Source organism: Sphingobacterium bambusae (assembly GCF_033955345.1).
GTDB classification, from domain to species: Bacteria; Bacteroidota; Bacteroidia; order Sphingobacteriales; family Sphingobacteriaceae; genus Sphingobacterium; species Sphingobacterium bambusae.
In genome coordinates this window covers 2,267,082-2,280,845 of sequence record NZ_CP138332.1, presented here as the reverse complement: position 1 = coordinate 2,280,845, position 13,764 = coordinate 2,267,082, and the positions used below count along the sequence as shown (strand labels likewise).

Annotated in this window: 12 protein-coding genes; all 12 read right to left on the bottom strand. The window is 44.3% G+C overall.

What is annotated here, in order from left to right:
- Positions 1-84: 84 nt before the first annotated feature.
- The 12 genes from SCB77_RS09420 to SCB77_RS09365 all read right to left on the bottom strand — a co-directional run bounded on the left by SCB77_RS09420 (position 85) and on the right by SCB77_RS09365 (position 13,689).
- Positions 85-1,242: a 2-isopropylmalate synthase gene (locus SCB77_RS09420; RefSeq protein WP_320186179.1), complete on the bottom strand. Its 1,158-nt coding sequence runs from the start codon at positions 1,240-1,242 to the stop codon at positions 85-87.
- A gap of 113 nt (positions 1,243-1,355) precedes the next feature.
- Complete coding sequence (leuB, locus tag SCB77_RS09415; protein ID WP_320186178.1) at positions 1,356-2,432, bottom strand: 3-isopropylmalate dehydrogenase; 1,077 nt, start codon at positions 2,430-2,432, stop codon at positions 1,356-1,358.
- Between the two features lie 133 nt (positions 2,433-2,565).
- Complete coding sequence (locus tag SCB77_RS09410; RefSeq protein ID WP_320186177.1) at positions 2,566-4,017, bottom strand: ATP-binding cassette domain-containing protein; 1,452 nt, start codon at positions 4,015-4,017, stop codon at positions 2,566-2,568.
- Positions 4,017-4,601: a 3-isopropylmalate dehydratase small subunit gene (gene leuD, locus SCB77_RS09405; protein WP_320186176.1), complete on the bottom strand. Its 585-nt coding sequence runs from the start codon at positions 4,599-4,601 to the stop codon at positions 4,017-4,019. Before leuD ends, SCB77_RS09410 begins: the two co-directional genes overlap by 1 nt.
- 108 nt (positions 4,602-4,709) lie before the next feature.
- A complete protein-coding gene (leuC, locus tag SCB77_RS09400; protein WP_320186175.1) occupies positions 4,710-6,107 on the bottom strand; it encodes a 3-isopropylmalate dehydratase large subunit in 1,398 nt (465 codons plus the stop codon).
- A gap of 169 nt (positions 6,108-6,276) precedes the next feature.
- The gene (gene ilvC, locus SCB77_RS09395) at positions 6,277-7,758 is read right to left on the bottom strand and encodes a ketol-acid reductoisomerase (RefSeq protein ID WP_320186174.1); all 1,482 of its coding nucleotides are present in this window, start codon (positions 7,756-7,758) and stop codon (positions 6,277-6,279) included.
- 40 nt (positions 7,759-7,798) lie between these two features.
- Positions 7,799-8,266 (bottom strand): DinB family protein, encoded by a 468-nt coding sequence (locus tag SCB77_RS09390; protein WP_320186173.1) that lies wholly within the window; start codon positions 8,264-8,266, stop codon positions 7,799-7,801.
- Between the two features lie 6 nt (positions 8,267-8,272).
- Entirely contained in the window at positions 8,273-8,863 is a 591-nt protein-coding gene (gene ilvN / locus SCB77_RS09385; RefSeq protein ID WP_320186172.1) for an acetolactate synthase small subunit, read from the bottom strand.
- A 38-nt stretch (positions 8,864-8,901) separates the two neighbouring features.
- A complete protein-coding gene (locus SCB77_RS09380; RefSeq protein ID WP_320186171.1) occupies positions 8,902-9,261 on the bottom strand; it encodes a four helix bundle protein in 360 nt (119 codons plus the stop codon).
- 28 nt (positions 9,262-9,289) lie between these two features.
- Positions 9,290-11,032, bottom strand: a complete 1,743-nt coding sequence (gene ilvB, locus SCB77_RS09375; protein ID WP_320186170.1) for a biosynthetic-type acetolactate synthase large subunit — start codon at positions 11,030-11,032, stop codon at positions 9,290-9,292.
- A gap of 82 nt (positions 11,033-11,114) precedes the next feature.
- Positions 11,115-12,815 (bottom strand): dihydroxy-acid dehydratase, encoded by a 1,701-nt coding sequence (ilvD, locus tag SCB77_RS09370; protein WP_320186169.1) that lies wholly within the window; start codon positions 12,813-12,815, stop codon positions 11,115-11,117.
- Positions 12,799-13,689 carry a branched-chain amino acid transaminase gene (locus SCB77_RS09365; protein ID WP_320186168.1) on the bottom strand — a complete coding sequence of 297 codons (891 nt, stop codon included), beginning with the start codon at positions 13,687-13,689 and terminating at the stop codon, positions 12,799-12,801. The genes ilvD and SCB77_RS09365 overlap by 17 nt, the downstream gene beginning before the upstream one ends.
- Positions 13,690-13,764 lie beyond the last annotated feature (75 nt).

The following is a 13,764-nucleotide window of genomic DNA, read 5'->3' as shown; positions in this document are numbered from 1 at the left end:
GTCCTTACCGATATTGTTTTCGTGCTTTTGCTTCATATGAAATTATAAAAAGAGCTACCCCGTAGCTCTTTTTATAATTTTTGTTTAGGATTGCATTAATGCTTTAAGATCGTCATCACAAAGATCTTTCTTGGCATCGGCAACGACCAAAAATTTCTCGTACGTTACCGCAAGTTCGTCTTTATCTAATTGATAACCTAAACGCTCTAAGTGATGCTTTAAGGCGTGGCGACCAGAACGAGCTGTTAAGATAATACCCGCTTCATCCAAGCCTACATCTTCCGGACGGATAATCTCATAGTTTTCGCGATGCTTTAAGAAACCATCCTGATGGATTCCCGAGCTGTGCGCGAAGGCATTTTTTCCAACAATTGCCTTATTTGGTTGCACAGGCATACGCATCATGGAGCTTACCTTTTGGGAGATTGCCGTGAACAGCCTACTGTTAATATTGGACGTTAATCCGGGAAACTGCTGCTGATGTACTTTCAAGATCATAGCAACTTCCTCCAAGGAAGTGTTTCCGGCACGTTCGCCGATACCGTTTATCGTACACTCTACCTGACGGGCACCATTCTGCACAGCAGCAATAGAGTTTGCTGTTGCCAAGCCCAAATCATTGTGACAGTGTGCCGAAATAATGGCCTGATCAATATTGCTGACATGCTCTTTCAAGTAGTTGATTTTTGCACCATATTGATCCGGTAGGCAATAGCCATTGGTGTCCGGAATATTGACAACGGTTGCACCGGCGGCGATAACGGCTTCCACCATCTGTGCTAGGTAAGCGAGATCAGCACGACCGGCGTCTTCCGCATAAAATTCTACGTCTTCCACATAGGATTTGGCATGTTTCACCGCGGCAACCGCACGTGCTAAAATATCCTCCCGTGTAGAGTTGAATTTATATTTGATGTGCATATCGGACGCACCAATACCGGTGTGAATACGTGGGCGTTTTGCAAATTTGAGCGCTTCGGCAGCAACATCAATATCGTTATTGTTTGCTCTTGTCAGCGCGCATATAATGACGTTGTCTACGGCTTTGGAAAGTTCTACGACCGATTGAAAGTCTCCCGGGCTCGATACTGGGAAACCTGCCTCGATAATATCTACACCCAGTGATTCCAGATCTTTTGCAATTTCGATTTTCTCCGGTGTTGTTAACTGACATCCTGGTACTTGCTCGCCATCGCGAAGCGTGGTGTCGAAAATATATAAGTGATTCGGATCGTGTAGCATAACTGTTAAATTAAAAAGTTAAAATTAAAAAGTCAAAAACCTGTGCTGTGTACATTAGTGTTACCTCAGTAATATAATTATATAGAGCGGCTGACTTTCATTGTTTTATATGATTATTTCTTGAAAAACGACAATACTTTTGCGCCCATTTCATTGGTTCCCAAGATCTTATCGGGAGCTGTTTCCGCATTGGCGATATCGCCTGTTCTCCAACCGGCCTTTAACGTTTCCGCTACCGCAGTTGTTACCGCTTTGGCTTCGTCTTGCAAACCGAAAGCAATATCCAACATCAAAGCCGCCGACAGGATAGATGCTAGTGGATTCGCTTTGTTTTGGCCGGCGATATCATGTGCCGACCCGTGTATTGGTTCAAAAAATCCGGTGCCATCACCAATAGATGCCGAGGCAAGCATACCCATCGAACCGGCAATCTGCGAAGCTTCATCAGTGAGGATATCGCCGAAGAGATTGGCCGTCAATACCACATCGAATTTTTTAGGGTTTTTTACCAGCTGCATTGCTGCATTATCGATAAACATATGTTCCGTTTCCACATCCGGATACTCTTTCGCAATCTCTTGAACCACCTCTCTCCAAAGTCTGGAGGTTTCCAATACATTGGCTTTATCTACCGAGCATAAACGTTTATTACGTGTTCTCGCTGCATCATAAGCTTTGCGCGTAATGCGTTCTACCTCATAGCGGTGATAGTTCATTAAATCGGAAGCGAAGGTGTTATCTTCGTTTCGTTTTTTCTCGCCAAAATAGACATCACCTGTTAGCTCTCTGAAGAATAAAATATCGGTTCCACGTAACACTTCAGGCTTGAGGCTGGAAGCATCCAAAAGTTCGTCGAAAAGAAGAATAGGTCTTAGGTTCGCATAAAGTCCCAATTCTTTGCGGATTTTCAACAAGCCTTGTTCTGGTCTTACCTTTGCCGATGGATCATTGTCATATTTCGCATGCCCTATAGCTCCGAAAAGTATGGCATCCGAAGCCTTTGCTTTTTCCAAGGTTTCATCAGGCAGTGGATTTCCGGTAGCCTCGATGGCAGTATGCCCCATAATTGCTTCGTCGAAGCTAAATTCGTGGCCATAATGCTGTGCTACGGTCTCTAAAACCTGCTTGCCCCAAGTGGTGACTTCCTGTCCAATGCCGTCGCCGGGTATAATTAAAATATTTTTCTTCATTTTGCTTAACTTGAAAAGTAAAAACTGGCTTTACCCTTTTACTTGACCTATCTTATTTACTTAATTTCTATTTATTTAATGTTTAAATCATTGCCGTAGGTATGCAGCCCTACCGGCGCTAATCGTCATTTAATTACGCATACTCTAAAATAACGACTTCGCCTTTTTCGAGCACCAACCTGTTGTCCAGACAGCTGGGTAGTTGTGACTCGTAATGCCCTACATAGATCAATGTTTTGCCGTAGCTGCTAAGTTCATCCAAAACAGCATTGAAATGTGCTGTCTGTGATCTGTCTAGACCTTGGCAGGGTTCATCCAAGATCAGTAACTGTGGATTTTTGATGATCGTCCGCGCAAGTAACGCCAACCGTTGTTTCCCCAACGGAAGGGTATGCAACAATTTATCCTTATCCTCCAACAGATCGAAGAAGTCTAAGAGCTGCTCGATTTGTTTTTTCTCTTCGTATTTGACCTGTAAAAACCAGCCTATGCTGTCGTAAAAACCGGATGCTATGGCATGCCAAACCGTAGCGTTTTTATCAAAATACCAATGCAGTTCTGGCGATATGATACCAATTTTCTGCTTGATATCCCAAATGCTTTCTCCCGACCCACGTTTTTTACCGAATAGAGCGATGTCATTGGCATACGCCTGTGGATGATCGCCATTTAAAAGACTCAGTAGCGTAGATTTTCCCGAGCCGTTAGGTCCTTGTAACAACCATTTTTCGCCGACCTTTACTTTCCAACTGATGTTTTTAAGCACTTCTTTCTCGCCATAGCGCACGGATACGTTATGTAACGAAATCATGGTGTCGCTATCGACCACCGGTGCCTTTTGCAGAAAATAAGGAAAGGGTTTTCGTTGTCTTTCCTCATCTTGCTTAATATCGTTGAAATCGGCAACGGCATTTAACTGACCATTTTCGATTTGTGCAAAACGGTTGATCGAGGAAGGAATGTCCCGATCGTTTGTGATCAGGATCAATGTACTCCCGGCATTAGCCATCTCGTCCAACATCGTATTAAGACGGGCACGGGAACGCTTATCTAGGCCGGTATAAGGTTCATCAAGGATAAGTAGTTGTGGACTTAGCCATAATGCTTGCACTAGTTGCAATTTTTTGTGCTCGCCGCTGGAAAGCTCGATCAGCTGTGTTTGCCGACAATTTTCGAAGCCTAGGGCCAACAAAATAGGCTCTGCATCGTGGAAATCCAACTGGTGTTTTTGTCCGAAATGCAGCAGATCAGCATAAACTGTAAGGGTATCGTTTTGCTGTTGCTTGTTGTAACGTTGCTGATAATAAAAATTACGGTCACCTTCGAGGTTCGCAAATTGGTACCAATTGGCAACGTAATAGGCTAGGGGAGGCATGCTGTTTTCCGGATCAAAATGAAAGCTCGCCTCACCGGAAGATTTTTCCAATTTTACCATGGCTTTGGCCAAGGACGATTTTCCTGAACCACTTTTTCCGGCAATGATCCAGTGTTCTCCCGAATATACACGCCAATTTAAATCGCATAGCACGGCCGTTGCCGCGTAGTGCAAATTTAAATTGGCGATATGGACGACGGGGTTTGACATTATCTGTTTTGTTCAAATACTTCGATTTCCGCTTTATGGCTCAAGATGAAATCAATGTCGTCATAGCCATTGATCAAGCATGATTTTTTATAAGGATTGATCTCAAAAGAGTAGCTATCGCCCGTTTCATCGATCGTTACCGTTTGAGCCTCCAAGTCTACGCTAACCGCACTTGTTGGGTCTGCAAAAACCACGCTGAAGATTTTCTGTAGAAACTCTTCAGGTACTTGAATCGGTAATACACCGTTGTTTAATGCGTTACCTTTAAAAATATCGGCAAAGAAAGAGCTGATTACAACATCAAAGCCGTAATCTTGAATAGCCCAAGCGGCATGTTCGCGACTTGAACCACAACCGAAGTTTTTACCAGCTACCAAAACTTTGCCGGAGAAGGTAGGGTTGTTCATCACAAAATCGGCCTTCGGCTGGTTGTCTGCATCGTAGCGCCAGTCGCGGAATAAATTATCGCCAAAACCATCCCTTGTCGTTGCTTTCAAGAAACGCGCAGGGATAATTTGATCGGTATCTATATTCTCAATAGGTAGTGGAACCACTTGAGATGTTAATTTTTCAAATTTCTTCATTTTGAAAAGTAAAAAGTAAAAATTAAAAAGTAAAAAAATACAAAGTCCCTGTGTTTTTTACCTTCCTAAGGAAATGATAACGTATGTATTTGCGTTATCTTCCACCTCTTAAATCAATTGTCTGATGTCAACAATTTTACCCGTTACGGCCGCTGCAGCAGCTGTCAAAGGACTAGCCAACATGGTACGTGCATTTGGACCTTGACGGCCTTCAAAATTTCTATTTGAAGTGGATACGCAGTATTTTCCAGCTGGAATTTTATCTTCATTCATGCCCAAGCATGCTGAACAACCGGGCTCGCGTAAGGCAAAACCTGCTTGTTCAAAAATCTTGTCAATGCCCTCTTCCTTGGCTTGTGCCTCTACCTGCTTGGAACCTGGAACGATCCATACCTCGACGTTCTCTGCTTTTTGTTTTCCTTGTACGAAGGCTGCAACTTCGCGAAGATCCTCGATACGTGAATTGGTACAGCTGCCGATAAAAACATAATCCACCGCTTTTCCTAAAACCGATTCACCATCATGGAAGCCCATGTAGTCGATCGCTTTTTGATAAGATGGACGTTCGCTTTCCGGTTGTGATACCGTTGTCGGTATATTTTCTGTAATGCCAATTCCCATACCCGGGTTTGTACCGTAGGTAATCATCGGTTGGATATCTGCTGCATCATAAGTAAGAACGGCGTCGAATTCTGCATCATCATCGGAATACAGGGTTTTCCAATAGGCTAATGCTTTATCCCACTCTTCACCTTTCGGAGCGAATTGGCGCCCTTCCACGTAATCAAATGTGGTTTGATCCGGAGCGATTAATCCACCTCTTGCTCCCATTTCGATACTCATATTACAGATGGTCATACGACCTTCCATACTTAAAGAGCGTATGGCGGATCCTGCGTACTCCACAAAGTATCCGGTCCCTCCAGCTGCGGATATTTTAGCGATAATGTACAGGATAATATCTTTAGCACCTACACCAGCTGCCAATTCACCATTGACCTCTATTTTCATGGTTTTAGGTTTCTGCTGTAACAGGCATTGTGTAGCGAAGACTTGTTCAACCTGTGATGTTCCTATACCAAAGGCGATGGCTCCAAAGGCGCCATGCGTAGAGGTATGACTATCGCCACACACCATTGTTTTTCCGGGTTGGGTGATTCCGAGTTCAGGACCGATAACATGTACAATACCTTGATAAGGGTGCCCCAAACCATAGAGTTCTACACCAAATTCTTTGGTGTTTTTTGTCAGCATGTCCACTTGATAGCGTGATAACTCTTCTTTGATCGGAAGATGCTGGTTCAAGGTAGGTACGTTGTGGTCTGCAGTAGCTACAGTTTGCGCCGGGCGCAACACGGGTAGACCGCGTTTCCTTAAACCATCGAAGGCCTGTGGGGAAGTCACCTCATGAATTAAATGTGTGTCGATATACAGGATGTCGGGGAAGCCTTCTTCGCGCTTCACGACATGTGCATCCCAAATCTTCTCTACTAATGTTTTTCCCATTTTCTCTTTCTCTAATAGTGCTGAAAAGTATGTTTGTGTGTTAGAAATATCGTAAATCGATAGTTCCTGCTGCCTGATTCAGCGATTTCAGGAAGGCTTTAGTAAAAAGGGGCAAAGTTTTGTTAACAAGGTTTTGCCCCTTTTTTTGGTCGTCTAATTTACGAAATTATTAGACAGTTTTAATGGCTTTCATTGCGGTCATCGCTTTGCGCAATTTTACACCCACCACCTCTACAGGATGACTGCGTAAGATTTCATTTACCTGTACCAATTGTACATTATCTACCGATCCGTCTTTTCCTTCGTTATAGTTTTTGCCCACAAGGTCGGTATCTACCTTTTTCATAAAGTCGGCCAACAAAGGCTTACATGCTTGGTCAAATAGGTAACAACCATACTCTGCCGTATCGGAAATCACGCGGTTCATTTCGAACAATTTCTTACGTGCAATTGTGTTGGCGATCAACGGTGTTTCGTGCAGCGATTCATAGTAAGCCGACTCTGGTTTGATACCTGCCTCTACCATCGTTTCAAAAGCCAATTCTACCCCTGCTCTTACGAAAGCAACCATAAGAACATAGTTGTCAAAATATTCTTGCTCACCGATTTTAACATCGCCTGCAGGTGTTTTTTCGAATGCCGTTTCGCCGGTCTCCGCTCTCCATTTCAATAGGTTTACATCGCCGTTTGCCCAATCTTCCATCATGGTTTTGCTAAATTCACCCGACATGATGTCGTCTTGGTGTTTTTGGAACAACGGACGCATAATGTCTTTCAGTTCTTCGGAAATTTGGAATGCTTTAATTTTCGCTGGGTTAGACAAACGATCAAGCATGCCGCTTACACCACCATGTTTTAAGGCTTCGGTGATTACTTCAACACCATATTGTACCAGTTTCGAAGCGTAGCCCGCGTCGATGCCTTTTTCTACCATTTTGTCGAACGATAGGATCGAACCTGTCTGCAAAAGTCCACAAAGGATGGTCTGCTCACCCATTAAATCTGATTTTACTTCGGCTACGAACGACGACTTCAATACACCAGCATGATGTCCGCCTGTTCCTACACAGTACGCTTTTGCATAAGCCCATCCTTTTCCTTCTGGATCGTTTTCTGGGTGTACCGCGATTAGTGTGGGTACGCCGAAGCCTCTCAAATATTCTGCGCGAACTTCAGATCCTGGACATTTTGGTGCAACCATCAAAACGGTAATGTCCTTGCGGATTTGCATACCCTCTTCTACGATGTTGAATCCGTGCGAGTAAGATAGCGCTGCGCCTTGTTTCATCAAAGGCATTACCGCATTGATAACAGACGTATGTTGTTTGTCTGGTGTTAAATTGATCACAAGGTCTGCTGTTGGAATCAACTCATCATATGTTCCTACAGTAAAGTTGTTGTCCGTAGCATTCTTCCAAGAATCTCTTTTTTGTTCAATAGCTTCTTTACGTAGTGCGTAGGAGATATCAAGACCGCTATCTCTGAGGTTTAAACCTTGGTTCAACCCTTGTGCGCCTGCACCTACAATTACGATTTTTTTACCTTTTAAAGCGTTTACGCCATCTGCAAACTCAGCGGTTTCCATAAATTCTGCATGACTCAACTGTTCTAGTTGTTCTCTAAGAGGTAATGTGTTGAAATAATTTGCCATTGTTTTATTATTAATTTTTTTTGTTTTTTAAGGTTGATTGTTACTTTGATAATGCTCGACGCTGCGCCAGCGCATAGCCAAAATGCAGATTGTCGTGTCCAGCTGTTGTAATCAGGACCTCTTCAATACTGTTCAGGCTGGTTTTGTAGGTTGATGTTTCGAAAGGGGTAATCGCCGCAAATACGCCTTTGTCATAGTCGGCATGGATTTGTTGAATAGTCGACAAAGCCAATGCGCGTAAGTCAGCCACTTCTTCTGCATCTACGGTATAGCTTGGTTTTGTACCTTTAGCGTAGGCGCTTAGGTATTTTACCGATGAAGTATCAGATTGTATGCCTGTCCGCAAGTAGCAAAGCCCTTGTGTACTGACGACGATATGGCCGAAGTTCCAAATGATATTGTTGTTGAATCCTGCAGGAATCTCGTTCAGCTCCTCGATTGATAGGCTGTCGATCAGTTCGATGAATGCCTTACGTGCATCGATGATGAAATTAAAAACGTTATCCATGGTCAATTACATTGTAAAGACTTTGTCAGCCTGATCCAAAAATTCATTTTCCACCACTTCAGGAGCGGGCTCTTCGCGTTCGAACTGTTTTAGCTTCGAGTGAAAGCCAGCGCTGTCTTTGATGATCGCAATACGCGCACCCCGCACAAACTCGATCAATCTGTACTTGGTTAGTTCAGCCGTTAGTTTATCGATCTCCTCACGATGTCCAGCGGTTTCGAATACCGTGTAATCGTTACGGATCACAACTGCTGAAGCGCCGTATTCACGTAGTAAGCGCTCCACAGGAGCTTTTTCTGCAATCACATCTGTGGGCACTTTATAAAGCGCCTGCTCTTGCCAAATCAACTCTTCGTCGGTGTTATAGTATGCTTTAAGTACTTCAACTTGCTTTTCAATTTGACGACAAAGTTTACGGACCACCTCCTCCGATTCGGTGATCAATATGGTGAAACGATGTATGTTTTCTACCTCAGAAGGAGAAGTATTTAAACTCTCGATGTTGATTTTCCTTCTGGAAAAAATACCGGAGATACGACCTATCATCCCGATAGAATTCTCCGTGTATAAGGTGATGGTATATTCTTGTTTTTCCATTTCCAAATTAAAAATTAAAAAGAGAAAAATTAAAAAATCTAATCGTTGCTCTTCGTTTTGATGATGATTGTCGCGACTATCTTTGACAATTCGTCGGCTTCTCTCAATAAATTATTTAGCTTTTCCTTTTGTTCTTGCAGTATCGTATCTCGTAATAAACAAATCCAATACTTGGTTTCATTTGCCGATTTCAACGCTATAGTATAAAACTTAATAAAATCGTTTTTTGACGATCCAGCGTATCCCTCCACAAGATTTGCTCCGATCGATGATGCACTTCTTATAAGTTGATCAATCATCGACGTGTAAACTTTACTGTATTGTTGCTCGCTGGTAAAAAGTATGACTTGTTTTGCAAACTCATAAGCCCTGTGCTTGATGTCGATTGACGTCGCCATACTTTTTTTATTTTTTAATTTTTACTTTTTACTTCAGGCGGATTTCCGATACGCTTGTTCCTTGTGCAACCATAGGGAATACATTGTTTTCTTTCCCGACCATTACTTCCAATAGATAGGCCCCATCATGATCCAACATGGTTTTTAAGGCGTTATATAGATCTTTGCGATCCGAGATTTTGTTGCCATCGATGTAATAGCCTTTGGCTACAGCAACAAAGTCGGGACTGGTGATGTTGACAAAAGAATAGCGTTTGTCGTGGAACAGTTGTTGCCACTGTCTCACCATACCTAAAAACTCGTTGTTCAGGATCAAGATCTTCACCTTTGCGCCAAACTGCATAATCGTACCAAGTTCCTGAATGGTCATTTGTATGCCTCCATCGCCGATGATGGCGACGACATCGCGATGAGGTGCACCATACCAAGCGCCAATGGCTGCTGGAAGACCAAAGCCCATAGTGCCTAATCCGCCGGAGGTGACATTAGACTTCGAACTGTTGAATTGTGCATAACGACAGGCGACCATCTGGTGTTGACCGACATCGGTCACAATAATGGCATCGCCACCACTGAGTTCATTCAATACGCGAATGACTTCGCCCATGGTCATGACTTCCGTTGTTGGGTTCAATTCATTGTGGATAACCTCTTTGATTTCCTCTTTTTCCAACTCCCGGAATTGTGCTAGCCATGCACTGTGGTCACGCGGCTGTAGAAGTTCGGTGAGTAAGGGGAGTGTTTCTTTGCAGTCACCCCAAACAGGAACTGTAGTTTTTACATTTTTGTCGATTTCGGCGGGGTCGATATCCAGGTGGATAACCTTCGCTTGTTTCGCATATTTATCCAGTCTACCGGTAACACGGTCGTCGAAACGCATGCCTACCGCGATGAGCACATCACATTCGTTGGTCATCACATTAGGGGCGTAGTTGCCGTGCATACCGAGCATACCTACATGTTGCGGATGGCTGGTTTCCAATGCACTTAATCCCATTACCGTGGTTGCTGCAGGGAAGCCTCCTTTTTCAATGAAATTTTTGAAATCTTGCTCCGCCTGTCCAAGGATAACGCCTTGTCCGAAGATAACGAACGGTTTTTTCGCTTCGTTGATCAAAGCTGCCGCTTGCTCGATATATTCTTTGCGGACAATCGGTTTTGGTCTGTAGCTACGGATATGGTCACACTTGTTGTAACCTTCGTAGTCAAATAGCTGCAGCTGTGCACTTTTAGTAATATCGATCAACACAGGTCCCGGTCTGCCGGTCTGTGCGATATAAAAAGCCTTTGCCAGTACACTAGGAATTTCGGTTGCATCCGTCACTTGGTAGTTCCATTTCGTAACCGGCGTGGTGATGTTGATGATGTCCGTCTCTTGGAAGGCATCTGTTCCCAACAGCGAAGCAAACACTTGTCCCGTAACGCAGACGATTGGATTGCTGTCAATCATGGCATCGGCAAGGCCGGTGACCAAATTTGTTGCGCCAGGTCCACTCGTCGCAAATGCGACGCCCACACGGCCAGAAGTACGTGCATAGCCTTGAGCTGCGTGGATTCCACCTTGCTCATGGCGCACGAGGATATGCGTTAGTTTTTCATTGTAGTCATACAACGCATCATAAATTGGCATAATCGCACCACCTGGATAACCAAATATGGTATCTACGCCTTCGTGGATCAATGCCTCTAGGACCGCCTGCGAACCACTCAATTGGGTTTTCGCTTCTGTTTCCTGCTGAGGCATAGTTTCCGTTTTTTCCAGTGTACTCATCGTTTTTAAGTCAAAAGTAAAAAGTCAAAAAACTGGTTGACATTCTACCATGTTAATTTTTAATTTTTTCCCTTTTTAATTTCTATAAATCTGTCACGCAGCCTTCTGAAGCATCGGCAACGGTTTTTGCATATTTGTACAATACACCTTTGCTAACCTTTAATGCCGGTTGTGTCCACTTAGCACGTCTTTCGGCAATAACGGCATCGCTCACATCAAGGTTTAACGAGTTGTTCACCGCATCAATCTCAATGACGTCATCATCTTCCACAAGACCGATCAGACCGCCAGAATACGCTTCTGGAGTGATGTGGCCCACCACAAATCCGTGTGTTCCGCCAGAGAAGCGACCGTCGGTGATCAAAGCCACCGAATTTCCTAAACCTGCACCGATGATGAGGGAAGTGGGTTTCAACATTTCTGGCATACCTGGAGCGCCTTTGGGTCCCGAGTTCTTGATAACGACGACGTCGCCTGGTTTTATGCGTCCCGTTGAGATTCCTTCAACTAGTTCATGTTCACCATCGAAAACGCGTGCAGGGCCTGTGAATTTTTCGCCTTCTTTTCCGGAGATCTTAGCGACCGATCCTTTCTCTGCGAGGTTTCCGTACAAAATCTGTAAGTGGCCTGTCGCTTTGATAGGGTTGCTTAAAGGCTTGACGATAGGTTGGTTGTAATCGATAATAGATTTGACGTCTGCCAAGTTTTCTGCCACAGTCTTGCCTGTTACCGTGAGGCAGTCGCCGTGCAATAAGCCTTCGTCCAATAAATACCGCATCACCGCAGGCGTGCCACCATACTGGTGCAAATCCTGCATCAGATATTTTCCGGAAGGCTTAAAGTCGGCCAATACCGGGGTTATGTCCGACATACGTTGGAAATCGTCTTGCGAGATGTCGACGCCCACAGACTTTCCAATAGCAATAAAGTGTAGCACCGCATTTGTGCTTCCTCCCAATATAATAATGGTGCGTAGCGCATTTTCGAACGCTTTGCGAGTCATAATATCGGACGGCTTAATATCTTTCTCCAACAATACACGGATGTATTTACCGGCATCGGTGCATTCGGTTTTCTTGTCTTCGGATTCGGCAGGGTTTGAGGAAGAGTAGGGCAAGCTCATGCCTAGAGCCTCGATGGCTGCTGCCATAGTGTTTGCGGTATACATACCACCGCAGGCACCAGCGCCAGGACAGGTATGCTTGATGATACCTTCATAATCTTCGTCGGATAGGTTGCCGCAAAGGCGTTGACCCAGCGCTTCGAAAGCCGAGACAATGTTCAATTCTTGCCCTTTATAGTGTCCCGGTGCGATGGTTCCACCGTAGACCATGATGGCCGGTCTGTCCAATCTGCCCATAGCCATGACGGCGCCTGGCATGTTTTTGTCACATCCTGGGATGGCGATCAAGCCATCATAATATTGCCCACCGCAGATAGTCTCTATACTATCGGCAATGACATCGCGAGAAACCAAAGAGTACCGCATACCGTCGGTACCGTTGCTCATCCCGTCACTCACACCTATTGTTCCGAAAGTAAGTCCAACCAGACCATTCCCCCACACACCTTTTTTGACGACCTGTGCAAGGTCGTTCAAGTGCATGTTGCAGGTGTTTCCATCATAGCCCATACTTGCTATGCCTACCTGCGCCTTTTCCATGTCCGCATCTGTCAGCCCGATGCCATACAGCATGGCTTTGGCAGCGGGTTGCGTTTCATCTTGGGTAAAGATGCGACTGTATTTGTTCAATGCGTTTTCCTGGTCAGATGATGACTTCATAATTCTCTTCTTCTAAAACTAATTTTTTGTATTTTCTTTGGATAGATGCACCGATGGTATGCTCCCAGTCCTCTTTGTATGTAACGCCGTTAACTTCTTTGATGCCGATGATTTCTGATGCTGTTCCGCTTAAGAAAGCGCTATCAGCTTCTAGAACATCTTGAATGCTCAGTTTTTTCTCAACAACATCAATATGGAGCTCCTTGCAGAGCTCGATCACGGTTTGGCGTGTAATACCTGGGAACACCTGATCCAAAGGTGGGGTGTATAATTTAAAATCTTTTTCTATAAATAAGTTTTCGCTTGATGCCTGCGCTACAAATCCATCCTGATCTAATAATAGGGCCTCGTCAAATCCGCGTTTTATAGCTTCATTACTCGCTAGAATAGCATTTACATACTGTCCAGAGACTTTTGCTTCTACTGGGAAGGATTTTGGGTTGGGCCGCTCGACGGTTGATGTGCAAACACGTAGTAGGTTCTGACCGAGGTAAGGTCCCCATTCCCAAGCAGCTATCATAATGTTGGCCGTTGTTGCTGCCGTCAGGTGCATGTTGGGACCCGAGAAAACCAATGGACGTATATAGGCCGCTCGTAAGTTGTTTTTCTCCAACAACTCATAAGTAGCATCCATCAATTGCTGCGTGCTCCATGTATAGGGCAGGTGTATAGCCTCGCAAGATTGTTGTAGACGGTCAAAATGTTCTTCAGCTTTGAATATGCGTATCCCATGGTGAGTGTTGTACGCCCGTAGGCCTTCAAATGCGCCATAGCCATAATGAAGGGATTGCCCGAAGAGATCAGCTCCTGCTTCCGAAGCCTTCACAAAATCTCCGTTCAAATAGATGTACGTGTCTTGATTGTAATACTGCATATTCATGTTGATTTTTGTCTGTTACGAAATGTCTTCCTTCCCCAAGATTTTGCGCAGACGAATTTCACTTTGGTT